Genomic DNA, 23,534 nt, shown 5'->3' on the forward strand with positions numbered 1-23,534 from the left:
TATATTTTTCGGGAACTTGGGGGACGATGACGTCGCTGGCTTTTGCAGGCTTCTTGAGCCAGTTGTTAAAACGTACAGCCAAGCCTTTGGTCGTGGTGGTGGACAACGCCTCTATTCATGCGGCGAAAGCGGTACGGGCACTACTCCGGCTTCCGGAGTTCGAAAGACTAACCCTGTACTTCTTGCCGCCGTATTCCCCGGAGTTGAATCGGATCGAAATCCTCTGGCGCAAGATCAAATACGAGTGGCTGCCGTTTCGTAAACACACACGAGCAGAGCTGGAGGGCGCACTTGATCGAATCCAGGCGGGATTTGGCAAGGATTACAACCTGACTTTTTGTTGAGCACTTAAAAGGGACTTACGTCGCGGATTGCGCGCAATTGAAAAAGCACGCGTCGCGGCAGGACAGCCTTTCAGTTTCTCGATAGATGATAATTTGGTTCGAGTCAAAACTACTCCAACGCCCTCTCAGAAGCGGCACCTGACACGCCGGAGCTGATACCGTTTAGCACCCTGTCTATACCGTTCCAGCGCCCCTTTCTGCCGTTCCAGCGCCCCCGCTGATACCGTTCTAGCACCCCTGCCGATACCGTTCCAGCACCCCGACAGCAGGCTGTGGATAACTAGCTGCAGGGCAGCAATCCAGGGAGTTTGCACATTTTCCATACTGCAAACAGCAGGAATCTTCCAATTGCGTTTTTGCTTGTTCACAGAAGGCTGAAACGCCTCATCCGTGACCAACTCGCAGACATGCAGCTTCGCGGTGGCAATGATGTATAGATCGTTTTCATCGACCCCGGCACCGTATTTGTCTTCTTCGATCTCAAGCAACCCTTTGATACGAAAGGCTTCCAACAGAATTGCCTCGGTCACGGGCATCTTTTGCAGACCTGCACCCTTCAACCAAGTCACGCACTCCGGTGCTTTGTGTCCCACTTCTTCGACGGCAACCTCGGACATCCGAATCACCCCTTGTGCCACTCGATCCGTCATCCATGCCCAAAGCCCCGGAAACTGCGCGATAGGGTAGTTATCCCATGCGTAGAGCATGGATGAGGCATCAAACACCTGCATAGAAGCGCTCCAGCTTGTGCAGGTCCGATATCTTCAGGTTGTCGAGGTAGCTGCTGGCCTTGGCGAGAGTGATACGGCGAGCGTTCATTGCTTCAAGCACCGTGCGCACGTACCCATCGCCAAAAATGTGCCGAGGTTCGCGGTTGCGGTGCTCTCGGCTGCCACCCTCTTTTTCAGGTATCACTCGTTGCTGGCTCCACCGCCGGTATGCGGCATAGGCTTCGCTTGGCAAACGTCCGGCATCCATCAGACGCCGCAGGATCATCTCGCCACTCACACCCCACGCCCTGCGTTGTGGTTCCAGCCAGTCATCAAATTCGGCTACCTCAACAGGGCGCTCATTGTCACGAATGCTTAACAGAAACCGGTCGGGGACCAACAGATGGCCGGCAAAGGCATTCGCCTCTTGCTCTTCACCGTCCGCCGAATGCAGATCCTCTTCATCGTCAATCGAGCTTGCACGATGAATGAGTAGGTGCCCCAACTCATGCATCAACGTGAAGCTCTGGCGAGTATCTGCATCCTGCTTCTTAACGACGATTACCGGGCATTCAGGATCGTAGAGCGAAAAACCGAGGATTGGGTTTTCCTTCGCAATCTGCCATTTACCGTTGTAGCCATTGCTGCGGAAGACCAACAGACCGCACGCTTCGATGGCCTTACGATAACTGTCGAAATTGTTACGGTTCGCCAGCCCCAGCCATTCACGCACACGGCTGGCCGCATCGGGGATACTCAGGCCTCCCAGGTCAGGCGGCGAGAAGCGCACAACCTCCGTCGGATCAAGCTCCTCACGTAGTGCAAGGAACACTGTGCGCTGGTGCTCCACTCGCTCAATCAATAGCCTCAAGCGGTGCGAAAGCTCCGGTTTCTGATTGCTCAAGGTGCGGAACTGCGGCGAATGCACCTTTGCCTCGTTGACCGGCCCTGGCTCCATAAAAAATAAGGTGCCTCGCCCGAAAAAGGCCGCCAGCTTACGCAGCTGGCTGAAGGTCAGACCGGCCTCGCCGGCCATCACTTTGTCAAAGCTGGCAGGTGCTATATCGATCTCACGGGCGAGTTCGTCCCGTGTCATGCCGTGATCGGCACAACACCAGTCTATACGCGCGAGATTGATCGATTGGATACGTTCCATGATTTGAGTATATAGACGGTGCGAACCTGTGAACATCAGCCATCAAAGCTAGCCGCTAAAAGCTTGATGCGGCAGAGACTGCCTCAGCTCGTCTGGCGCATTGAGCTTGCGCTGAGAGAAGAGATCGGGGCTAAGGAAAAGGTGTCGCTGGAAAATAGAAGGCGAGTACCTTTATGAGTACCTTTTATACTTTCAATACAACGAAAAGCCTTTAAATTAAAGGCATCAAGGCTTACAGTTTCACTCCTGGTGCCGGCACCATCTAAATCAACGACTTAGGCTCACCGCAAGGTGGGCCTTTTTTGTTTCTGCAGCATGGCGACGAAACGCGCATCGGCAAAAAGCCCGCTTCGCTGCGGGCCGTCGCCGCTATATGCGCTGGCACCGCGGCGCGCACCAAGGCCGCATCCAGCGCTTGCGGCCGACGCGTTCAGCCGACAAGCTATGCCGTCTGCTCAAGCATGTAGAAGAAGGCTCTATTTTCATGCGTATTCTAGTCACTGGCGGTGCGGGCTTTATCGGTTCGGCGCTGATCCGCCACCTGCTCGACAACACCCAGCACCAGGTGCTCAACCTCGACAAGCTGACTTACGCCGGCAACCTCGAGTCGCTGGCCGGCGTTGCGGACAACCCGCGCTACCAGTTCCTGCAGGCCGATATCGGCGACAGCGTAGCGGTCAGTGGGGCCCTGGCCGAGTTCCAGCCGGACGCGATCATGCACCTGGCGGCCGAGTCGCATGTCGACCGCTCCATCGACGGCCCGGCGGCCTTTATCCAGACCAATATCGTCGGCACCTACGCCTTGCTGGAAGCCACCCGCGCCTATTGGCTGCAGTTGGACCAGGCGCGCAGGCAGGCCTTTCGCTTTCACCATATTTCCACCGACGAGGTGTATGGCGACCTGCATGGCGTCGACGACCTGTTCACCGAGAACACGCCCTATGCCCCCAGCTCGCCCTACTCGGCGAGCAAGGCAGCCTCCGACCATCTGGTCCGCGCCTGGCACCGTACCTATGGCCTGCCGGTACTGCTGAGCAATTGTTCGAACAACTACGGCCCCTATCACTTCCCGGAAAAACTGATTCCGCTGGTGATCCTCAACGCCCTGGAGGGCAAGCCGCTGCCGGTGTACGGCAACGGCCAGCAGGTGCGCGACTGGCTGTATGTCGAGGACCATGCCCGCGCCCTGCTCAAGGTGGTGAGCGAGGGCCGGGTGGGCGAGACCTACAACATCGGCGGGCACAACGAGCAGACCAATCTGCAGGTGGTGCAGAGCATCTGCGCGCTGCTCGATGAACTGGCGCCGCGACAGACCGGCGCCTACAAGGAACTCATTGCCTTTGTCCAGGATCGCCCCGGCCACGATCAGCGCTACGCCATCGATGCCGGCAAGATCGAGCGCGAACTCGGCTGGACGCCCGAGGAAAGCTTCGCCAGCGGCCTGCGCAAGACCGTGCGTTGGTACCTGGATAACCTCGACTGGTGCCGCCGCGTGCAGGACGGCAGCTATCAACGCGAACGCCTGGGAACTTCTCAATGAAAGGGGTGCAAGGGATGAAAGGAATAATTCTCGCCGGCGGCTCCGGCAGCCGTCTGCACCCGATCACCCTGGGGGTGTCGAAGCAGCTGCTGCCGATCTACGACAAGCCGATGATCTACTACCCGATCTCGGTGCTGATGCTCGCCGGCATCCGCGAGATTCTGATCATCTCCACGCCCGTGGATCTGCCTAACTTTCAGAAGATGCTCGGTGACGGCAGCCAGTTCGGCGTGCGCTTCGTCTACGCCGAACAGCCGGCACCGGAAGGGCTGGCCCAGGCCTTTCTGATCGGCGAGTCGTTCATCGGCAGCGACCCCGTGTGCCTGATCCTCGGCGACAATATCTTTCACGGCCAGCACTTCACCGAGAAGCTCCTGCGCGCCGTCGCCGAACCCCACGGCGCCACGGTTTTCGGCTATTGGGTCAAGGATCCCGAGCGCTTCGGCGTGGTCGAGTTCGACGCCAGCGGCCGGGCCATCTCGATCGAGGAAAAACCGGCCAAGGCGAAATCCAGCTACGCCGTCACCGGCCTGTATTTCTACGACAACGACGTGATCGAGATCGCCAAGGCGGTCAAGCCCTCGGCCCGCGGCGAACTGGAAATCACCGATATCAACAACGCCTACCTCGAGCGCGGCGACCTGCATGTCGAGCGCTTCGGCCGCGGCTTCGCCTGGCTCGACACCGGCACCCACGACAGCCTGCTGGAGGCCTCGCAATACGTGCAGACCATCGAACACCGCCAGGGCCTGAAAGTCGCCTGCCTGGAAGAGATCGCCTACCACAATGGCTGGATCGACCGCGAGCAGTTGCTCAGCCAGGCCCAGGCCTTTGGCAAGACCGGCTACGGCCAATACCTGGCCAAGCTGGCGCAGGAGCACCCATGAAGGTGATTAGCAGCGAACTGCCGGGCGTGCTGATCCTCGAACCCAGGGTGTTCGGCGACGAACGCGGCTTTTTCTATGAAAGCTTCAACGCGCGCAGCTTCGAGCAGGCGACCGGCCGCAGCTGCGCGTTCGTCCAGGACAACCACTCGCGCTCGCAGCGTGGCGTGCTGCGCGGCCTGCATTACCAGTTGCAGCAGACCCAGGGCAAGCTGGTGCGGGTCAGCGCCGGTGAGATCTACGACGTGGCGGTGGATATTCGCCGCAGCTCGCCGACCTTCGGTCGCTGGATCGGCGTCCGGCTGTCCGCCGAGAACAAGCGCCAACTGTGGCTGCCGGAAGGCTTCGCCCACGGTTTCCTGACGCTCAGCGAATACGCCGAAGTCCTCTACAAGACCACCGACTACTATGCGCCGGGCCATGAGCGCTGCATCCGCTGGGACGACCCGAGCCTGGCCATCGACTGGCCGCTCGCCGAGGCCCCGCAGCTCTCGGCCAAGGATCAGGCCGGCCTCAGCCTGACCGATGCGGAGCTGTTCCCATGAAGATCCTGCTGCTCGGCGAACACGGCCAAGTCAGCCGCGAACTGCAACTGAGCCTGCGCGGCCTGGGCGAACTGATCGTGCGCGGCCGCGACCGGCTCGATCTGGGCCAGCCGCAGCAGATCCGCCAGCAGCTGCGCGAGCTGCAACCCGAGCTGGTGATCAACGCCGCGGCGCACACCGCGGTCGACCTGGCCGAGAGCGAGCCCGAGCGGGCCTTCGCCATCAACGCCACGGCGCCCGGCATTCTCGCCGAGGAAGCCGCCGCGCTGGGTGCGCCGCTGATCCATTACTCCACCGACTATGTGTTCGACGGTACAAAAACAGCGCCCTACACCGAGGAGGATGCGCCCAACCCGCTGAGCGTCTATGGCCGCAGCAAGCTGGCGGGCGAACAGGCGATCCAGGCGGTTGGCGGTGCGCACCTGATCCTGCGCACCAGCTGGGTCTATTCGCTGCACGGCAAGAACTTCCTGCTGACCATGCAACGTCTGCTGCAGGAACGCGCCAGCCTGAATGTGGTGGACGACCAGATCGGCGCGCCGACCTGGGCCGGCAGCATCGCCCGCACCACTAGCCAGTTGGTCGAACACTGGCGCGCAGGGCAAGGCGGCCCCTGGGGGCTGTATCACCTCAGCGCCCAGGGCGAAACCTCCTGGTTCGGCTTCGCCAGCGCGATCGCCGAACAACTGCGCGCGCAAGGCAAAGCCACCGCGACCCTGCAGCCCATTCCCAGCAGCGCCTACCCGACGCCTACCCGGCGCCCGCTCAACTCGCGACTGGATTGCACACGCCTGCAACGCGACTGGCATGTCCAGCTGAGCGACTGGCACAGCGCCCTGCTCGAGTGCCTGCAACGCCCCCGCTGAGCAAAGCAAGCCGCAGCCCGAACAAGCGCCAGCGCAATCCGCGAGAATCATCCCGGACTTGCCGCGTCCTGCGCTTTGTAGGAGCGGCCCATGGCCGCGATAGCGGCATACCTGCAAAAAGCATCGCGGGCATGGAACTAGGCGTCCCCCCGCTCGTACGTCCTGCGAAGCTTGTGCATGAACACAGGATCCACTGCGACTCGCCAGGATTACCAGAAGCATCATCCCGACGCCCGATCTCGGCGGCTGGGGTGAAGCCCGCCGCGTCCAAGCGGCACTGGCACATCCCTTGCTAAAGCCTGAAGATGCATACTACCTGCGATACCCGGGCGCCTGACTCCATGACCGCAACCATCCGCACCCCCAAACGTCTCCGCTGGCGCAGCCTGGTGCTGCTTGCCCTGCTGCTGACCCCGCTGCTCTGGCCACTGCAACAACTGGCCGAGCGTTATTACCGCGCCGCGCTGAACGAGCAGAACCGCCAGACCCTCGATCTCTACGTCGCTAACCTGCTCGGCACCCTCAACCGCTATGAGGTGCTGCCGCCGATCCTCGGCCAGCTGCCGACCCTGCGCCAGCTGTTGCAGCACCGCGCCGATGGGCAACTGCGCGAGCGGGCCAACCAGCTGCTCGCCGACCTGCAGCAGCAGACCGGGGCCGATGTGATCTACCTGATGGCCCCCGACGGCAATACCCTGGCCGCCTCCAACTGGGACCGGCAGGACAGCTTTGTCGAGCGCAACTTCTCCTACCGCCCCTATTTTCGCGAAGCCATGCAGGGCCGCCCCGGGCGCTTCTTCGGCCTCGGCACCACCTCCGGCAAGCGTGGCTACTTCTTCGCCGCCGCGGTGCGCGAGGGCGCGCAGATCCTCGGCGTACTGGTGGTCAAGGTCGACCTCGACCACACCGAGACCCTGTGGGGCAATCGCCCCGAACAGTTGCTGGTCACCGACAACTACGGCGTGGTGATCCTCACCTCCCAGGCCGACTGGCGCTTCCATGCCACCCGCGCGCTGGACAATGCCGAACGCGCCGCGATCAGCGCCACCCAGCCTTACCGCATCCAGTCGCCACCGCCCCTGCACCTCGAGCCCGCGGCCTGGCTGCGGCAGGGCCGCGACCTCGAGGATATCGGCTGGACGGTGAGCATTCTGGCGCCACGCCTGCTCCTCGATCGCCCCGTGCGCAGCGCTGTGGCCATTGGTGGCGCGGCGCTGCTGATGCTCCTGCTGCTGCTCGGCCTGCTGATCCAGCGCCGTCGCCATTACCTCGAACGCATCGCCCTGGATGCCCGGGCCCGCCAGCAACTGGAGCAACGCGTGCAGGAGCGCACCCAGGATCTGGAGCGCCTCAACAGCCGCCTGAAGCAGGAAGTGCTGGAGCGCGAACACGCCCAGCAGGAACTGGTGCGCGCCCAGGACGAACTGGTCCAGGCCGGCAAGCTGTCGGCCCTGGGCACCATGAGCGCGAGCATCAGCCATGAGCTCAACCAGCCGCTGGCGGCAATTCGCAGCTATGCCGACAACGCCTGCGTGCTGCTCGACCACCAGCGCAGCGAAGACGCCCGCGCCAACCTCAAGCTGATCAGCCAGATGACCGAACGCATGGCCTCGATCATTGCCCACCTGCGCGCCTTCGCCCGCCGTGACCGCCATGCCCCGGAGAGCGTGGCCCTGCAGCCGGCCCTGGACGACGCCCTGGCGCTGTTGGGCAAACGCCGCCGGGCCATGGAGGTCGAACTGATCCGCGACCTGCCGGACGCCACCCTCTGGGTCCAGGCCGGCGAAACCCGCCTGCGCCAGGTGCTCGGCAACCTGCTGGCCAATGCCCTCGACGCCCTGGGCGAGAAAGCGCCGCCGCGGCGCATCTGGCTTAGCGCCGAACGCAGCAGCGAGGGCGTCGACCTGCACCTGCGCGACAACGGTCCCGGCTTCAGCGCCGAAGCCCTGCAACGGGCCCGCGAACCCTTCTTCACCACCAAGACCAGCGCCCAGGGCCTGGGCCTCGGCCTGGCGATCTGCGACAGCCTGATCCGCGCCCTCGGCGGCGAACTGCTGCTGGCCAACCATCCCGACGGCGGCGCCCTGCTGACCCTGCGCCTGCGCGCCGCCGAACAGGGCGTTAAAACCCAATCGCCCGAGGACTTTTGCCTATGACCACCCTCGCCCCAGACACCCAGGTGCTGTTGATCGACGACGACCCGCACCTGCGCCAGGCCCTGAGCCAGACCCTCGACCTGGCCGGCCTGAAAGTCGTCAGCCTGGCCGACGCCCATGGTGTCGCTGCGCGTATCGAGCACGACTGGGCAGGCGTGGTGGTCAGCGATATCCGCATGCCGGGCATCGACGGCCTGCAACTGCTCGAGCAGCTGCACGCGCAGGACCCGGACCTGCCGGTGCTGCTGATCACCGGCCATGGCGATGTGCCGCTGGCGGTGCAGGCGATGCGCGCCGGCGCCTATGACTTTCTCGAGAAACCCTTCGCCAGCGACGACCTGCAGGGCAGCGTGCGCCGCGCCCTCGAACTGCGCCGCCTGGTGCTGGATAACCGCTGCCTGCGCCTGGCCCTGGCCGACCGCCAGCAGTTGAGCGCGCGCCTGGTCGGCCAGTCGCCGGCCATGGCGCGCCTGCGCGAGCAGATCGGCGCCCTGGCCAACATCGGCGCCGACGTGTTGATCCTCGGTGAGACCGGTGCCGGCAAGGAGGTGGTCGCCCGCGCCCTGCACGACCTGTCGAACCGCCGCGCCGGTCCCTTCGTCGCCATCAACGCCGGCGCCCTGGCCGAGTCGGTGGTGGAAAGCGAACTGTTCGGCCACGAACCGGGCGCCTTCACCGGGGCGCAAAAACGCCGCATCGGCAAATTCGAGTTCGCCAACGGCGGCACCCTGTTCCTCGATGAAATCGAGAGCATGAGCCTGGAGGTGCAGGTCAAGCTGTTGCGCCTGCTGCAGGAGCGGGTGGTCGAGCGCCTGGGCGGCAACCAGTTGATCCCACTGGATATCCGGGTGATCGCCGCGACCAAGGAAGACCTGCGTCAGGCCGCCGACCAGGGCCGTTTCCGCGCCGACCTGTATTACCGCCTGAACGTCGCCCCGCTGCGCATTCCGCCCCTGCGCGAACGCGGCGACGACATCCTCGTGCTGTTCCAGCACTTCGCCGATGGCGCCAGCGCCCGCCACGGCCTGCCGGTGCGCGAACTGCAACCGGGGCAGCGCGCCATGCTCCTGCGCCACCCCTGGCCGGGCAACGTGCGCGAACTGCAGAACGCCGCGGAACGCTTCGCCATCGGCCTCGACCTGGGCCTGGATCTCGGCCTGGAGCTGAAGCTGGACGGCCCGCAGAGCGGCGTACCGCCCAGCGGCAACCTCAGCGAGCAGGTCGAAGCCTTCGAGCGCGCCATGATCGCCGCCGAACTCAGCCGCGGCCATGGCTCGCTGCGCAGCCTGGCCGAAGCCCTGGGCGTGCCGCGCAAGACCCTGCACGATAAATTGCGCAAACACGGCCTGAGCGTGGCCGACGCTGGCGGAAGCTCGCCAGATGACTTCGACTGACTGGCGGATTCCCGCCACCTCCACCCGTCCCGCCACGCCATAGCCTGCGGCAGCGGCGCCCCAGCGCTGCCGCGCGTTCATCCAGCGCCTGCGCGAAACCCAGCGCTGGCAAGCTGCCGGCGGCGGCTACCGATGATTTTTCGCAGCCGGACAGCCGCCGAACCGCGGCCTGGCATGGCGGTTGCTCTAGTCCCTGCAGGCGATCCAACAAGCACAAGTCCAGGCAATCGCTGCCCAGCGTCCGTCGTTTTCCGGCAGGCCACCTAGACTTGCTCTTGTTCGCCGGTTTTCTGCGCTACGCGCTTGACGCGATAACCAACAACAAACAACAAGAGGAAGCACTCGTATGTTCAAGTTCACTGCCAAGGCGCTGGCTTGCGCCCTGTCCCTGACCATCGCCGGCATGGCCCAAGCGGCCGAGCCGATCGTGATCAAATTCTCCCACGTGGTCGCCGAGCACACTCCCAAGGGACAAGGTGCACTGCTGTTCAAGAAGCTCGCCGAAGAGCGTCTGGGCGACAAGGTCAAGGTCGAGGTCTACCCCAACTCCTCGCTGTTCGGCGACGGCAAGGAAATGGAAGCGCTGTTGCTCGGCGACGTGCAGCTGATCGCCCCGTCCCTGGCCAAGTTCGAGCAATACACCAAGCAAGTCCAGGTCTTCGACCTGCCGTTCCTGTTCCAGGACATCGCCGCCGTCGACCGCTTCCAGCAAAGCCCGCAAGGCCAGGCACTGCTCACCTCCATGGAAGACAAGAACATCACCGGCCTGGGCTACTGGCACAACGGCCTCAAGCAGCTGTCGGCGAACAAGCCGCTGCGTGAGCCGAAGGATGCCCGCGGCCTGAAGTTCCGCGTGCAGGCCTCCGCCGTCCTCGAGGAGCAGTTCAAGGCGGTACGCGCCAACCCGCGCAAGATGAGCTTCGCCGAGGTCTACCAGGGCCTGCAGACCGGCGTGGTCAACGGTGCCGAGAACCCCTACTCGAACATCTACAGCCAGAAGATGCATGAAGTGCAGAAGTACATCACCGAGTCCAACCACGGCGTACTCGACTACATGCTGATCACCAACACCAAGTTCTGGAACGGCCTGCCTGCCGATGTGCGCGGCGAGCTGGACAAGATCATCGCCGAGGTGACCGTCGAGGTGAACAAGCAGGCCGACGCGCTGAACCAGGGCGACAAGCAGCGCATCCTCGAGGCCAAAACCACCGAAATCATCGAGCTGACCCCAGAGCAGCGCGGCATGTGGCGCGACGCCATGAAGCCGGTATGGGCCAAGTTCGAAGGCGAAATCGGTGCCGACCTGATCAAGGCCGCAGACGCTGCCAACCAGTAAGGAGGATTGAGCGCAGCGATACCCATCGGCTCGATGGGTATCGTCGCCAGCGCCTCAACCCATCCTGCCGACTGCGGACGCACGCCCGCAGAGACCGTGCGCTACCCACTCCAACACTGGAGATGTTATCGATGAACGCCTTGCTGCGCGTCTGGAACCACTTCGAGGAAGGCTTTATCGCGTTCCTGCTCGCGGCCATGACGCTTGTGACCTTCGTTTACGTAATCCTCAATAATTTCTACACCCTGTTCTTCAACCTGGGCGACTACTTCGGTGGTAACGAGACCCTGCTCGCCATCGGCGACCAGATTCTCGACATGGCCCAGTCGATGACCTGGAGCATTGCCCTGGCCAAGGCGCTGTTCGCCTGGCTGATCTTCTTCGGCCTGGCCTACGGCGTGCGCACCGCCGGCCACATCGGGGTCGACGCCCTGGTGAAACTGGCGCGCAAACCGGTGCAACGCATTATCGGCCTGATCGCCTGCCTGTGTTGCCTGGGCTATGCCGGGCTGATCGCGGTGGCCAGTTTCGACTGGATGAGCACCCTGCTGAGTGCCGACATCGGTGCCGAAGACCTCGGTCATTACGGCATCAAGCAATGGCACATCACCATGATCGTGCCGTTCGGTTACACCATGGTGTTTATCCGTTTCCTGGAAATCTTCGTGCGCATCCTGCGCAACCAGCAGACCGGTCTCGGCCTGGCCGATGAGGCTGCCGAAGCCATGAAAGTGACCGAGCACGAGGAGCCCAAGCAATGACCATCCTGTTCCTCTTCATCCTGCTGTTCACGCTGATGTTCATCGGCGTGCCGATCGCCGCCTCGCTCGGCCTGGCCGGCTCGATCACCATCATGCTGTTCAGCCCGGACTCGGTGCGCTCGCTGGCGATCAAGCTGTTCGAGACCAGCGAGCACTACACCCTGCTGGCGATTCCGTTCTTCCTCTTGTCCGGCGCCTTCATGACCACCGGCGGCGTGGCCCAGCGCCTGATCGATTTCGCCAACGCCTGCGTCGGCCATATCCGTGGCGGCCTGGCGATCTCCGCCGTCATGGCCTGCATGCTGTTCGCCGCACTGTCCGGCTCCTCGCCGGCGACCGTGGCCGCGGTGGGCTCGATCGCCATCGCCGGCATGGTCCGCTCCGGCTACCCGCAGGCCTTCGGCGCCGGCATCGTCTGTAACGCCGGCACCCTGGGCATCCTGATCCCGCCGTCGATCGTCATGGTGGTCTATGCCGCGGCGACCGAGCAGTCGGTCGGCAAGCTGTTCATGGCCGGCGTGGTGCCGGGCCTGATGCTCGGCGTGGCGCTGATGGTGGCGATCTACATAGTCGCGCGCAAGATGAACCTGCCGTCCCTGCCGCGCGCCAGCCTCGGCGAACTGCTGAGAACCGCGCGCAAGGCGATCTGGGGCCTGCTGCTGATGGTGATCATCCTCGGCGGCATCTACTCCGGCATGTTCACCCCGACCGAAGCGGCGGCGGTGGCGGCGGTCTACGCCGGCTTCGTCGCCCTGTTCGTGTACAAGGACATGCGTATCCGCGAGTGCCCCAAGGTGCTGCTCGAGTCCGGCAAGCTGACCATCATGCTGATGTTCATCATCGCCAACGCCATGCTCTTCGCCCATGTCCTGACCACCGAGCAGATCCCCCAGACGATCACCGCCATTGTGGTCGAGATGGGCCTGCAGCCCTGGCAGTTCCTGCTGGTGGTGAATATCGTGCTGCTGGTCGCCGGCGCCTTTATGGAGCCCTCGGCGATCATCCTGATCCTCGCGCCTATCCTGTTCCCGATCGCCGTGCAGCTGGGCATCGACCCGATTCACCTGGGCATCATCATGGTGGTGAACATGGAGATCGGCCTGATCACCCCGCCGGTGGGACTCAACCTGTTCGTCACCTCGGCGGTCACCGGCATGCCGCTGACCGCGGTGATCAAGGCCGCCTGGCCGTGGCTGATGCTGCTGCTGAGTTTCCTGCTGGTAATCACCTACGTCCCGGCCGTGTCCCTGGCCCTGCCGAACTGGCTGGGCATGAGCTGACCGAGAGCGCTGGAAATGCTCCCTGTACCTTCTGCCCGGCCTCAGTGCCGGGCTTTTTTTGCTTATGACCCAGCGGGCTTTTGCAATGCCGCTACAAAAGCGGGGTGGATGGCGCAGGCCTTGCGGATAACGGAACAATATCGCCTGCCGCGATCAAACGGCCTTGGCCGCCGACCGCGAGGACTCTTCGCTGCGCTCAGCACCAACCTACGCAGCAACCTGCATAACAGGCGCCTACGCCACCGCCTGACCGCCGGCCGCCATCGCCCGCGCCTGCTCGCGCAGGACGAACTTCTGCACCTTGCCGGTGGAGGTCTTCGGCAGGGCGGTGAAGACCACGCAGCCCGGCACCTTGAAGCGCGCCATGTGCTGTTGGCAGAAGGCGATCACCTCGGCCGCCGTCAGCTCGACGCCGGGCTTGAGGGTGACGAAGGCACACGGGGTTTCGCCCCACTTGTCGCTGGGCATGGCCACCACCGCCGCCTCCAAAATAAGCGGGTGGCGATACAGCGCATCTTCCACCTCGATCGAGGAGATGTTCTCGCCACCGGAAATGATGATGTCCTTGGAGCGGTCCTTGATCTCGACGTAGCCGTCGGCGTGCCACACCGCCAGGTCGCCGGAGTGGAACCAGCCACCGGCGAAAGCCTCGCTGGTGGCGCTCGGATTTTTCAGGTAGCCCTTCATCACCACGTTGCCGCGCATCATGATCTCGCCGATGGTCTGACCGTCCTTCGGTACCGGCTGCAGGCTGTCCGGGTCGGCCACCATCAGGCCGTCGAGCAGCGGCGCACGCACGCCCTGGCGGGACTTGAGACGCGCCCGCTGCTCGGGGGTTTCGCCGTCCCACTCGTCCTTCCACTCGCAGGCCACGCTGGGGCCATAGGTTTCGGTCAGGCCATAGACGTGGGTGACGCGGAAATCCATGGCCTCCATGGCCTCGATCACCGCGGCGGGTGGTGCGGCACCGGCGGTCAGCACCTTGACCGGGCGGGTCTTCAGCGCCTTCAAGTCATCGGCGGCATTGGCCAGCATGTTCAGCACGATAGGCGCGCCACAGAAATGGTCGACCGCATGCTCGGCGATCAGCGGGTAGATGGCTTCGGCGCGCACGTGGCGCAGGCACACGCTGGTGCCGACATAGGCGGCCAGGGCCCAGGGGAAGCACCAGCCGTTGCAGTGGAACATCGGCAGCGTCCACAGGTACACCGGGAAGCGGCTCATGTCCCAGCACATGGCGTTGGACAGGGCATTCAAGTGGGCGCCGCGGTGATGGTAGACCACGCCCTTGGGGTTGCCGGTGGTGCCGGAGGTGTAGTTGAGCGAGATCGCCTGCCACTCGTCGGCGGGCATCTGCCAGGCATAGTCGGCGTCGCCTTCGGCCAGCAGCGCCTCGTAGTCGAACTGGCCGATCAGTTGGCCGTCCCGATATTGCGGGTCGTCGATGCCGATGATCAGCGGCCGGTTGGGCAGGTGGCTGGTGGCGCGCTGCACCAGCTCGCCGAACTCCTTGTCGACCAGCAGCACCTTGGCTTCGCCGTGCTGCAGGATGAAGGCGATGGCCTCGGCATCCAGGCGGGTGTTGATAGCATTCAGTACCGCGCCGCACATGGGCACGCCGAAGTGCGCCTCGAACATCGCCGGGCCGTTCGGCGCGATCACCGCCACCGTATCGCCCAGGCCGATACCGCGCTTGGCCAGGGCCGAGGCCAGACGAATGCAGCGGCTGTAGGTCTCGCCCCAGGTCTGGCGCAGGCTACCGTTGATCAGCGCCGTGCGTTGCGGGTAGACACTCGCCGCACGCTCGAGAAAACTCAAGGGGCTGAGCGCCTGAAAGTTCGCCGCATCGCGCGGCATGCCATATTCGTAGGGGTTGAGGCTGTGCATTATTGTTCTCCAGCGAGACCTTGGACTGCAGAAACCTTAGCAGGAGTATGGTCTTGTCGAAGCGCTACCTTGGTCGAAGCAGTGACTCACGGGTCATGAATCACGTCAGCATAATCACCCGAACAGTCGAGCCACTGCTCGCCCCACTCGAATGTCCCGTGTTTACGGGTTCCCGGGCGAGCGACAAGCAGGTATTGCTGCATCTGAGCTTGTCCGGCGTATTTATTTGAAGGAGTTTCCCGCGTGAAGTCTCGCTTACCCGTGATCGTTGGTTTTGGTGGTTATAACGCAGCCGGCCGCAGCTCCTTTCATCATGGCTTCCGCCGTACCGTGATCGAGTCGATGGACATCCGCGCGCGCCAGGAGACCCTCGCCGGCCTGGCGGTGATGATGAAACTGGTGCAGGTTCTCGACGGTGCTTACCAGACGGCCGACGGCACGCCGCTGAGCCTGGCCGAGATCGACAGCCGCTTTGCCGAGCAGATTCTCGCTTCGACCCTGGTGCGCCGCATCGAAAAGCAGCACCTGGATGTCGACGCCGCCCATTGGCAGAAGAACATCAGCGTCAGCGGCGTGCCCGGCACCCCGCTGAGCTTCATCAGCAACCGCAAGCAACTGCCCGAGCCGCTGCCGGCCAACTGGTCGGTGGAAGAGCTCAATGCCACCGAGGTGCGCGTCAGCCTGCACGACAACTGCGACTTCAAGGTCGACAGCTACCGCGCCCTGCCGGTCAAATCCGCCGGCCAGTTGCCCAGCGGCTTCGAGCCGAGCGAACACTACAACTCGCGCTTCCACCCGCGCGGCCTGAGCATGGCCATCGTCGGGGTCACCGACGCCCTGCGCTCGACCGGCCTGCCCTGGCAATCGATCGTCGACCGGGTGCAACCGGACGAAGTGGCGGTGTTCGCCAGCTGCATCATGAGCCAGCTCGACGAAAACGGTTTCGGCGGCATGATGCAGTCGCGCCTCAAGGGCGGTCGGGTCACCGCCAAGCAGCTAGCCCTGGGCCTCAACAGCATGCCGGCGGACTTCATCAACGCCTACGTGCTCGGCAGTGTCGGCAGCACCGGCGCCATCACCGGCGCCTGCGCCACCTTCCTCTACAACTTGCAGAAAGGCATCGAGCAGATCACCGCGGGCAAGGCCCGGGTGGTAATCGTCGGCAGCAGCGAAGCGCCGGTCAACCAAGAATGCATCGAGGGCTACGGCGCCATGGGCGCACTGGCCACCGAAGAAGGCCTGCGCCAGATCGAAGGTAACCAGCAGGTAGACTTCCGCCGTGCCAGCCGTCCGTTCGGCGACAACTGCGGCTTCACCCTGGCCGAAGCCTGCCAGTTCGTGGTGCTGATGGACGACGAGCTGGCCCTGGAGCTTGGCGCCGACATCCATGGCGCGGTGCCGGATGTCTTCGTCAACGCCGACGGTTTCAAGAAATCCATCTCCGCCCCCGGCCCAGGTAATTACCTGACCATGGCCAAGGCGGTAGCCAGCGCCGTGCAACTGCTCGGCAGCGATGCCGTACGTCAGCGCAGCTTCGTCCAGGCCCATGGTTCCAGCACCCCGGCCAATCGAGTCACCGAATCCGAGCTGCTCGATCGCATCGCCGCCGCCTTCGCCATCGAGCAATGGCCGGTGACCGCGGTCAAGGCCTTCGTCGGCCACTCCCTGGCCACCGCCAGCGGCGATCAGGTGATCTCCGCCCTGGGCAGCTTCAAGTACGGCATCATTCCCGGCATCAAGACCATCGACGCACCCGCCGACGACGTGTTTCAGCAGCACTTGTGCTTCGCCACTGCCGATCGCCAACGCGAACCGCAGCAACTCGACGTGTGCTTCATCAACTCCAAGGGCTTCGGCGGCAACAACGCCAGCGCCGTGGTGCTGGCGCCCCATGTGGTCGACAAGATGCTGCGCAAGCGCCACGGCGAGGCGGCCTTCGACGCCTATTGCAGCCGCCGCGAACAGACCCGTGCCGCCGCCCGCGCCTATGACGAACAGGCCATGTTGGGTCAGCTGGAAATCATCTACAACTTCGGCCGCGACCTGATCGACGACCAGGCCATCGAGCTGGGCACCGAACAGATCAAGGTGCCGGGCTTCGCCCAGCCGCTGGTGTTCAAGAAGGATGAGCGCTTCAGCGATATGCTCGACTGAGCGCGGCGCTACCCCCGTAGGGTGCGCCATGCGCACCGGCTGTTGTGCTGCGGGCCTTGGTGCGCGCGGCGCACCCTACGAGACAGACGGCCCGCGAATGCCCCGCGCGTCAATCCAACGCGCGGGCCAACTGGATCAGTTCGGCGCGCCATTCGGCGGCCACCGGCAAGGCGAGGAAGGACGGGTTGAGCAGCGACTCGCGCGCTTCATAGGTCAGCACTTCACCCTTGAGGGTCAGCACTTCGCCGCCGGCGCCTTCCAGCACGCCCTGGGCGGCGGCGGTGTCCCACTGCGAGGTCGGCGCCAGGCGCGGGTAGCAATCGGCAATGCCTTCGGCCAGTTGGCAGAACTTCAGCGAGCTGCCGACGCTGGCCAGTTGCAGGTCGCCGAAGCGCTCACTCAGGCCATCCAGCAGACGCTCCTGGGCCGGACTGCTGTGGCGCCGGCTGGCGACCACAGTAAAGGCTTCGTCCGGAGTCAGGCGCACGCTGATCGGCTGCTCCGCGCCATCGGCCTCGGCCCGCCAGGCACCCAGGCCGGCGCCGCCGTAATAGCAGCGACCATTGGCCGGAATCCCGACCACGCCGAACACCACCCGGCCCTGCTCGATCAGGGCGACGTTGACGGTGAACTCTTCGCTGCCGGCGATGAATTCCTTGGTGCCGTCCAGCGGATCGACCAGCCACCAACGACGCCATTGCGCACGCTCGTCGAAGGCGATATCGGCGTCCTCCTCGGACAACAGCGCAATGTCCGGAGCGAGCGCGATCAGGCCATCGGCGAGGATGTGATGGGCGGCCATGTCGGCGGCGGTCACCGGCGAGGCGTCGGCCTTCTCGGTGACCAGCACGCCGGCGCGCCAATGCGGCAGGATCGCCGCGCCGGCCTCGCGCACCAACTGGATGACCGCCGGAATCAGGGGATGGCTCATAGGACGAAGTCTCCGCGCTGGGTCAGCAGATCGCGCGCCAGATAGAGCGCGGCCAGGGCCCGGCCCTCGCTGAATTGTGGATGCTGGACCAGGCTCGACAGTTCGCGCAGGTTGACCCTGTCCACCCGCATCGGCTCCGGCTCGTCGCCGGGCAGGCTTTCCGGGTAGAGGTCGCGGGCCAGCACCACCTGGATCTTCTGGCTCATGTAGCCGGGCGACAGGCTCAGCTCGGTCAGGTGTTCGAGCTGCCGCGCGCCGAAACCGGCTTCTTCCTTGAGTTCGCGCTCAGCCGCCGCCAGCACGTCCTCGCCCGGCTCGATCAGGCCCTTGGGCAACGACAGCTGATAGTCGTCGGTGCCGGCGCAGTATTCCTCGACCAGCAGTACATGCTCGGCATCGGCCAGCGCCACTATCATCACCGCACCGTAACCAGCCCCCTTGCCGACCAGCCGCTCATAAGTCCGCTCCACCCCGTTGGCGAAGCGCAGCTGCAGCTCTTCGACACGGAACAGACGACTGCTGGCGACTATCTCGCGGGCGAGTACGGTGGGTTTCTGACGCATGGGGCGGCTCCTGAGAGTGGCGGGGCGAGTTATCATACCGCGCCTTTTCCGATTAGCCCCGCGACAGATTGCGCGATCACGACCTCGGTCGGCAGTTTCGCGACAACCTGCGCAATCAGCACACAAGAAGCCGCCATGCCGCTACTGCCCTGGACCGAGATCGACAGCGTACTGCTGGACATGGACGGCACCCTGCTCGACCTGCACTTCGACAACCACTTCTGGCTGCAGCACCTGCCGCAGCGCTACGCCGAGCTGCACGGCATCAGCCGCGCGCTGGCCGATGCCGAGCTGCTGCCGCTGTTCAAGCAGCACGCCGGCCAGCTCAACTGGTACTGCACGGATTTCTGGAGCCGCGAGTTGAAGTTGTCGATCCGCGAGCTCAAGCGCGAGGTGGCCCACCTGATCGCCCTGCGCCCCGACGCCGATACCTTCCTCGCCGCGGTGCGCGGCGCCGGCAAGCGCGTGGTGCTGATCACCAATGCCCACCGCGACTCGCTGTCGCTGAAGCTGGAACGGGTCGAGCTGGCGCCCTATTTCGACCGACTGATCAGCTCCCACGACTATGGTTTTCCCAAGGAAGACCAGCAGTTCTGGTTCGCCCTGCAACAGGATCTCGGTTTCGACCCGGGGCGCAGCCTGTTCATCGACGATAGCCTGCCGATCCTGCGCAGCGCCCGGCAATTCGGCGTCGCCCAGCTGCTCGCGGTGCGCCAGCCGGACAGCCAGGCCGAGCCCAGGGATACCGAGGAATTCGCCGCGGTGGAGGATTACCGGGCGTTGATCGAGGGGCTGTAGAGCCGTGGCGCACGGGGATGCGGCAATGCTGGTAGGGTGCGCCGTGCGCACCACTGGCAATCAGGTGCCGGTGCGCGCAGCCTAGGCGGCCCCACGCACCCTACGAGCCGGGGTCATCGAAATAATAACGCTGAGAGAGCACCCTAGCACGCCGGGCTGTAGACCCGTGGCGCACTCTGATGCGGCAGGTGGATCAGGTTGAGCCCGTGCTCGCGCGCCCAGCGCACGCTGAGGCTGGTCGGTGCCGAGAGGCTGACCAGGGTGGCGAATTCGCCGCGCACCGCCTTGTGGATCAGCTCCAGGCTGCAGCGGCTGGTGATCACCACGAAGCCCTGGCGCGCGCTGCGACCTTGCTGGCGTAGCGCACCGATCAGCTTGTCCAGCGCGTTGTGTCGACCGATATCCTCACGGCACAGGACGATCTCGCCGCTGGCGTCGACGAACAGCGCGGCATGCAAAGCGCCGCTGTGGCGCGCCAGGCTCTGCACCCCGGCGATGCGCGTGCGCAGGTCGCGCAGGTGTGCCGCCGGCGGCAACGGGCTGGGCGGCAGGATCCTGAGTTGCGGCAACGCCTGCTCCAGCGCCGCCACGCCACACAGGCCACAACCGCTGGTACCGGCCAGCTGGCGGCGCTGCTGCTTGAGCGCCCAGAAGGCGCGGTTGGCGATCTGCACTTCGGCATTGAGGGTGTCGCCGCTGCGCGTGACGCGCACGTCGAAAATCTCCTCGACGCTGGCGACCACCGCACTGCTCAGGCTGAAGCCGATGACGAAGTCCTCGATAGCCGAAGGCGAAACCATCATCACCGCATGGCTGATGCCGTTGTAGGCAATCGCCAGGGCACATTCCTCGGCCAGTATGGCGCTGCCGCGCAACGCCGGGTCATCCAGCTCGACAAAGGCATAGGCCTCCTCCGTCTGGCCGGGGGACGGCTCGCCCGGAGCGAGGATGGGCACGCGACGCGACATGCTCGAAGCTTCCAATAGACCAGACCCTCAGCTTAAGCCGGACGGGCCAGCGGTTCGAGCTGTTCGCGGTGCGCCTGCATGGCCTCGAGCACGAATGCGCTCAGCCCTTCGCCCTCGGTGGCGTCGAGGTGGGTGCAGAGCGCGCTGCGCATCTGCGGGTCCCATTGGCGCTTGAGGTGCTGGGCGAAGTCCTCCCGCGCCTGCTGCGGGTCGGGCTGGGAGGCGAAGAAGGCACCGATCTGGTTGGCCATCTTGATCAGTTGCGTGGCGTTCATGCCCATGGAAGTGCTCCGCTGATTAACCTGAATACCGCGTCGGCTGGCCGGTGTAGGGTGCGACAACCGAGTGTCTGGTGCGCACAGCCTAGGCGGCCCCGCGACACCCTACGAGCCTGTGTCGTTGCGAATAGCCTCATAGCTGCACCACCTTGATCTGCGGCAGCAGATCGAGCTGCTCGTGGGTGAAAGCCTGGAACTCATTCTGCCACTGCGACGGCGCCTCGACCTTGCTGATCTGCACCGCGGTGACCTTGTATTCCGGGCAATTGGTGGCCCAGTCCGAGTTGTCGGTGGTGATCACGTTGGCACCGGATTCCGGGTGGTGGAAGGTGGTGTAAACGATCCCGGGTTGCACCCGCTCGGTGATGGTCGCACGCATCGCCGTCTCGCCGGCGCGGCTGTTGATCGACACCCAGTCGCCGTCGTTGATCCCGCGATCCTCGGCATCCACCGGGTGGATCTCCAGACGGTCCTCGGCATGCCAGGCGCCGTTGGCGGTGCGCCGGGTCTGCGCGCCGACGTTGTACTGCGAAAGAATCCGTCCGGTGGTGAGGATCAGCGGGCGCTTGCGCGAGGTGCGCTCCTCGGTCGGGATGAATTCGGTAACCATGAAGCGACCCTTGCCGCGCACGAAGGCGTCCTCGTGCATGATCGGCGTGCCTTCCGGCGCGGCGTCGTTGCACGGCCACTGGATGCTGCCCAGGCGATCGAGCTTGGCATAGCTGACGCCGGTGAAGGTCGGCGTCAGGCTGGCGATTTCGTCCATGATCTGCGACGGGTGCGTGTAGTTCATCGGATAGCCGAGGGCGTTGGACAGCGCCACCGTCACCTCCCAGTCTTCCTTGCCGGCCAGCGCCGGCATCACCTTGCGCACCGGCGAGATGCGCCGCTCGGCGTTGGTGAAGGTGCCGTTCTTCTCCAGGAACGAAGCGCCGGGCAGGAACACATGGGCGAACTTGGCGGTTTCGTTGAGGAACAGGTCCTGCACCACCACGCATTCCATGGCCTTGAGCGCATCGGTGACGTGCTGGGTGTCCGGATCGGACTGCGCCGGGTCTTCGCCCTGGATGTAGATGCCCTTGAAGGTGCCGGCATGGGCCGCCGCCAGCATATTGGGAATGCGCAGGCCCGGCTCGTCGAGCAGGCTGACGCCCCAGGATTGTTCGAATTGCGCCCGCGCCTGCGGATCGGAGACGTGGCGGTAGCCGGGCAGTTCATGGGGGAATGAGCCCATGTCGCAGGAGCCTTGCACGTTGTTCTGCCCGCGCAGCGGGTTGACGCCGACGCCGGCGCGGCCGATGTTGCCGGTGGCCATGGCCAGGTTGGCGATCGCCATCACGGTCGAGGAACCCTGGCTGTGTTCGGTCACGCCCAGGCCGTAGTAGATCGCCGCGTTACCGCCGGTGGCATACAGACGCGCGGCGGCGCGCACGCTGGCGGCCGGCACGCCGGTCAATTCCTCCATGGCCTCGGGGCTGTGGCGCGGATCGGCGACGAAGCCGCGCCATTGCTCGAAGGCTTCAGCCTCGCAACGTTCGGCGACGAAGGCCTCGTCCACCAGACCTTCAGTGACTATCACATGGGCCAGGCTATTGAGCAGGGCGACGTTGCTGCCCGGGCGCAGTTGCAGGTGATGCTCGGCCTTGACGTGCGGGCTGCGCACCAGGTCGATGCCGCGCGGGTCGGCGACGATCAGTTTGGCCCCCTCGCGCAGGCGGCGCTTGAGCTGCGAGCCGAACACCGGGTGGCCGTCGGTGGGGTTGGCACCGATCACCAGCACCACGTCGGCGGCCAGCACCGAGTCGAAATCCTGGGTGCCGGCGGACTCGCCGAGGGTGACCTTGAGGCCGTAGCCGGTCGGCGAATGGCAGACCCGCGCACAGGTGTCGACGTTGTTGTTGCCAAAGGCGGCGCGCACCAGCTTCTGTACCAGGTAGGCCTCTTCGTTGGTGCAGCGCGACGAGGTCAGGCCGCCGACCGAGTCGCGACCGTACTGCGCCTGGATATCCTTGAAGCGCTTGGCGGTATAGGCGATCGCCTCGTCCCAGCTCACGGTGCGCCAGGCGTCATGGATGCTCTCGCGGATCATCGGTGCGGCGATGCGGTCCGGGTGGGTGGCGTAGCCCCAGGCGAAGCGGCCCTTGACGCAGGCGTGGCCGTGGTTGGCGTGGCCGTTCTTGTTCGGCACCATGCGCACCACTTCGTTGCCCTTGATCTCGGCCTTGAACGAGCAGCCAACGCCGCAATAGGCGCAGGTGGTGGTGACGCTACGCTCGGCCTGGCCTTGCTCGATCAGCGTTTTTTCCATCAGCGTGGCGGTCGGGCAGGCCTGTACGCAGGCGCCGCAGGATACGCACTCGGAATCGAGGAAGTCCTCGTTCTGCCCGGCGCTGACCTGCGAGTCGAAGCCGCGGCCGCTGATGGTCAGGGCGAAGGTGCCCTGCACTTCTTCACAGGCGCGCACGCAGCGGTTGCAGACGATGCACTTGGCCGGGTCGAAGGTGAAATAGGGGTTGGACTCGTCCTTGGTCTCGGCCAGGTGGGTCTTCACCGGGTCGTAGCGCACTTCGCGCAGGCCGACCACGCCGGCCATGTCCTGCAGCTCGCAGTTGCCGTTGGCCGAACAGGTCAGGCAGTCCAGCGGGTGGTCGGAGATATACAGCTCCATGGTGCCGCGGCGCAGCTCGGCCAGTTTCGGGCTCTGCGTGCGCACCTTCATCCCGGCTTCCACCGGGGTGGTGCAGGACGCCGGATAGCCGCGCCGGCCTTCGATTTCCACGGTGCACAGGCGGCACGAGCCGAACGGCTCCAGGCTGTCGCTGGCGCACAGTTTGGGCACGGAAATGCCCGCTTCCTGGGCGGCGCGCATCACCGAAGTACCGGCCGGTACGGTGATAGGCGTGCCATCGATTTCCACCGTTACCGGAGCGCCGGTGCGGGCGGGGGTTCCGTAGTCGAGTTCACGAAACAGGGCCATGGGGGC

Annotated in this window: 20 protein-coding genes; 12 read left to right on the top strand and 8 right to left on the bottom strand. The window is 64.5% G+C overall.

Annotated features, from left to right (window positions below):
• The coding region (locus tag BM315_RS13740; protein ID WP_141123946.1) for a transposase at window positions 1-344 on the top strand (344 nt) is incomplete at its 5' end.
• 125 nt (window positions 345-469) lie between these two features.
• Here the strand turns inward: BM315_RS13740 and BM315_RS13745 are convergent.
• Window positions 470-1,075, bottom strand: a complete 606-nt coding sequence (locus BM315_RS13745) for a DUF4411 family protein (RefSeq protein WP_244527303.1) — start codon at window positions 1,073-1,075, stop codon at window positions 470-472.
• Complete coding sequence (locus tag BM315_RS13750; protein ID WP_090502057.1) at window positions 1,062-2,210, bottom strand: ImmA/IrrE family metallo-endopeptidase; 1,149 nt, start codon at window positions 2,208-2,210, stop codon at window positions 1,062-1,064. The genes BM315_RS13745 and BM315_RS13750 overlap by 14 nt, the downstream gene beginning before the upstream one ends.
• Before the next feature lie 484 nt (window positions 2,211-2,694).
• Between BM315_RS13750 and rfbB the strand changes: the two genes are divergently transcribed.
• From rfbB to dctM, 9 genes are all read left to right on the top strand, one after another.
• Window positions 2,695-3,750, top strand: a complete 1,056-nt coding sequence (gene rfbB, locus BM315_RS13755) for a dTDP-glucose 4,6-dehydratase (RefSeq protein ID WP_090502059.1) — start codon at window positions 2,695-2,697, stop codon at window positions 3,748-3,750.
• Window positions 3,751-3,764: 14 nt separating this feature from the next.
• Window positions 3,765-4,637: a glucose-1-phosphate thymidylyltransferase RfbA gene (gene rfbA, locus BM315_RS13760; RefSeq protein WP_090501889.1), complete on the top strand. Its 873-nt coding sequence runs from the start codon at window positions 3,765-3,767 to the stop codon at window positions 4,635-4,637.
• Window positions 4,634-5,179 carry a dTDP-4-dehydrorhamnose 3,5-epimerase gene (gene rfbC / locus BM315_RS13765; protein ID WP_090501890.1) on the top strand — a complete coding sequence of 182 codons (546 nt, stop codon included), beginning with the start codon at window positions 4,634-4,636 and terminating at the stop codon, window positions 5,177-5,179. The genes rfbA and rfbC overlap by 4 nt, the downstream gene beginning before the upstream one ends.
• Entirely contained in the window at window positions 5,176-6,045 is an 870-nt protein-coding gene (gene rfbD / locus BM315_RS13770; protein WP_090501892.1) for a dTDP-4-dehydrorhamnose reductase, read from the top strand. The genes rfbC and rfbD overlap by 4 nt, the downstream gene beginning before the upstream one ends.
• Window positions 6,046-6,386: 341 nt before the next feature.
• The gene (locus tag BM315_RS13775) at window positions 6,387-8,201 is read left to right on the top strand and encodes a sensor histidine kinase (RefSeq protein ID WP_090501894.1); all 1,815 of its coding nucleotides are present in this window, start codon (window positions 6,387-6,389) and stop codon (window positions 8,199-8,201) included.
• A complete protein-coding gene (locus BM315_RS13780) occupies window positions 8,198-9,595 on the top strand; it encodes a sigma-54-dependent transcriptional regulator (RefSeq protein WP_090501896.1) in 1,398 nt (465 codons plus the stop codon). Before BM315_RS13775 ends, BM315_RS13780 begins: the two co-directional genes overlap by 4 nt.
• Before the next feature lie 346 nt (window positions 9,596-9,941).
• Window positions 9,942-10,931 (top strand): C4-dicarboxylate TRAP substrate-binding protein DctP, encoded by a 990-nt coding sequence (gene dctP, locus BM315_RS13785; RefSeq protein WP_090501898.1) that lies wholly within the window; start codon window positions 9,942-9,944, stop codon window positions 10,929-10,931.
• Window positions 10,932-11,062: 131 nt separating this feature from the next.
• Window positions 11,063-11,692 carry a TRAP transporter small permease gene (locus BM315_RS13790; protein ID WP_090501900.1) on the top strand — a complete coding sequence of 210 codons (630 nt, stop codon included), beginning with the start codon at window positions 11,063-11,065 and terminating at the stop codon, window positions 11,690-11,692.
• Window positions 11,689-12,972 carry a C4-dicarboxylate TRAP transporter large permease protein DctM gene (gene dctM, locus BM315_RS13795; RefSeq protein ID WP_090501902.1) on the top strand — a complete coding sequence of 428 codons (1,284 nt, stop codon included), beginning with the start codon at window positions 11,689-11,691 and terminating at the stop codon, window positions 12,970-12,972. The genes BM315_RS13790 and dctM overlap by 4 nt, the downstream gene beginning before the upstream one ends.
• Window positions 12,973-13,206: 234 nt before the next feature.
• On the opposite strand, the gene BM315_RS13800 is transcribed toward dctM, so the two are convergent.
• On the bottom strand, window positions 13,207-14,859 hold the full coding sequence (locus BM315_RS13800) for an acyl-CoA synthetase (protein ID WP_090501905.1): 1,653 nt from the start codon (window positions 14,857-14,859) through the stop codon (window positions 13,207-13,209).
• 243 nt (window positions 14,860-15,102) lie between these two features.
• Here BM315_RS13800 and BM315_RS13805 point away from each other — a divergent pair, with 243 nt between their 5' ends.
• On the top strand, window positions 15,103-17,013 hold the full coding sequence (locus BM315_RS13805; RefSeq protein ID WP_090501907.1) for a beta-ketoacyl synthase: 1,911 nt from the start codon (window positions 15,103-15,105) through the stop codon (window positions 17,011-17,013).
• A 109-nt stretch (window positions 17,014-17,122) separates the two neighbouring features.
• On the opposite strand, the gene cysQ is transcribed toward BM315_RS13805, so the two are convergent.
• Entirely contained in the window at window positions 17,123-17,944 is an 822-nt protein-coding gene (gene cysQ, locus BM315_RS13810; RefSeq protein ID WP_090501909.1) for a 3'(2'),5'-bisphosphate nucleotidase CysQ, read from the bottom strand.
• On the bottom strand, window positions 17,941-18,507 hold the full coding sequence (nudE, locus tag BM315_RS13815) for an ADP compounds hydrolase NudE (RefSeq protein WP_090501910.1): 567 nt from the start codon (window positions 18,505-18,507) through the stop codon (window positions 17,941-17,943). Before nudE ends, cysQ begins: the two co-directional genes overlap by 4 nt.
• Window positions 18,508-18,642: 135 nt before the next feature.
• Between nudE and yrfG the strand changes: the two genes are divergently transcribed.
• Window positions 18,643-19,305: a GMP/IMP nucleotidase gene (yrfG, locus tag BM315_RS13820; protein ID WP_090501912.1), complete on the top strand. Its 663-nt coding sequence runs from the start codon at window positions 18,643-18,645 to the stop codon at window positions 19,303-19,305.
• A 143-nt stretch (window positions 19,306-19,448) separates the two neighbouring features.
• On the opposite strand, the gene fdhD is transcribed toward yrfG, so the two are convergent.
• The 3 genes from fdhD to fdhF form a co-directional block, all read right to left on the bottom strand.
• The gene (fdhD, locus tag BM315_RS13825) at window positions 19,449-20,273 is read right to left on the bottom strand and encodes a formate dehydrogenase accessory sulfurtransferase FdhD (protein ID WP_090501914.1); all 825 of its coding nucleotides are present in this window, start codon (window positions 20,271-20,273) and stop codon (window positions 19,449-19,451) included.
• A 32-nt stretch (window positions 20,274-20,305) separates the two neighbouring features.
• The gene (locus BM315_RS13830) at window positions 20,306-20,554 is read right to left on the bottom strand and encodes a formate dehydrogenase subunit delta (protein WP_090501915.1); all 249 of its coding nucleotides are present in this window, start codon (window positions 20,552-20,554) and stop codon (window positions 20,306-20,308) included.
• A gap of 130 nt (window positions 20,555-20,684) precedes the next feature.
• Complete coding sequence (gene fdhF / locus BM315_RS13835; protein WP_090501917.1) at window positions 20,685-23,528, bottom strand: formate dehydrogenase subunit alpha; 2,844 nt, start codon at window positions 23,526-23,528, stop codon at window positions 20,685-20,687.
• Window positions 23,529-23,534 lie beyond the last annotated feature (6 nt).

The organism is Pseudomonas borbori, from assembly GCF_900115555.1.
GTDB lineage: Bacteria > Pseudomonadota > Gammaproteobacteria > Pseudomonadales > Pseudomonadaceae > Aquipseudomonas > Aquipseudomonas borbori.

Excerpts from the sequence above, each read along its gene's own strand:
- BM315_RS13745 (WP_244527303.1), bottom strand. The coding sequence starts at position 1,075 with ATGCAGGTGTTTGATGCCTCATCCATGCTCTACGCATGGGATAACTAC.
- BM315_RS13750 (WP_090502057.1), bottom strand. The coding sequence starts at position 2,210 with ATGGAACGTATCCAATCGATCAATCTCGCGCGTATAGACTGGTGTTGT.
- rfbB (WP_090502059.1), top strand. The coding sequence starts at position 2,695 with ATGCGTATTCTAGTCACTGGCGGTGCGGGCTTTATCGGTTCGGCGCTG.
- rfbA (WP_090501889.1), top strand. The coding sequence starts at position 3,765 with ATGAAAGGAATAATTCTCGCCGGCGGCTCCGGCAGCCGTCTGCACCCG.
- rfbC (WP_090501890.1), top strand. The coding sequence starts at position 4,634 with ATGAAGGTGATTAGCAGCGAACTGCCGGGCGTGCTGATCCTCGAACCC.
- rfbD (WP_090501892.1), top strand. The coding sequence starts at position 5,176 with ATGAAGATCCTGCTGCTCGGCGAACACGGCCAAGTCAGCCGCGAACTG.
- BM315_RS13775 (WP_090501894.1), top strand. The coding sequence starts at position 6,387 with ATGACCGCAACCATCCGCACCCCCAAACGTCTCCGCTGGCGCAGCCTG.
- BM315_RS13780 (WP_090501896.1), top strand. The coding sequence starts at position 8,198 with ATGACCACCCTCGCCCCAGACACCCAGGTGCTGTTGATCGACGACGAC.
- dctP (WP_090501898.1), top strand. The coding sequence starts at position 9,942 with ATGTTCAAGTTCACTGCCAAGGCGCTGGCTTGCGCCCTGTCCCTGACC.
- BM315_RS13790 (WP_090501900.1), top strand. The coding sequence starts at position 11,063 with ATGAACGCCTTGCTGCGCGTCTGGAACCACTTCGAGGAAGGCTTTATC.
- dctM (WP_090501902.1), top strand. The coding sequence starts at position 11,689 with ATGACCATCCTGTTCCTCTTCATCCTGCTGTTCACGCTGATGTTCATC.
- BM315_RS13800 (WP_090501905.1), bottom strand. The coding sequence starts at position 14,859 with ATGCACAGCCTCAACCCCTACGAATATGGCATGCCGCGCGATGCGGCG.
- cysQ (WP_090501909.1), bottom strand. The coding sequence starts at position 17,944 with ATGAGCCATCCCCTGATTCCGGCGGTCATCCAGTTGGTGCGCGAGGCC.
- nudE (WP_090501910.1), bottom strand. The coding sequence starts at position 18,507 with ATGCGTCAGAAACCCACCGTACTCGCCCGCGAGATAGTCGCCAGCAGT.
- yrfG (WP_090501912.1), top strand. The coding sequence starts at position 18,643 with ATGCCGCTACTGCCCTGGACCGAGATCGACAGCGTACTGCTGGACATG.
- fdhD (WP_090501914.1), bottom strand. The coding sequence starts at position 20,273 with ATGTCGCGTCGCGTGCCCATCCTCGCTCCGGGCGAGCCGTCCCCCGGC.
- BM315_RS13830 (WP_090501915.1), bottom strand. The coding sequence starts at position 20,554 with ATGGGCATGAACGCCACGCAACTGATCAAGATGGCCAACCAGATCGGT.
- fdhF (WP_090501917.1), bottom strand. The coding sequence starts at position 23,528 with ATGGCCCTGTTTCGTGAACTCGACTACGGAACCCCCGCCCGCACCGGC.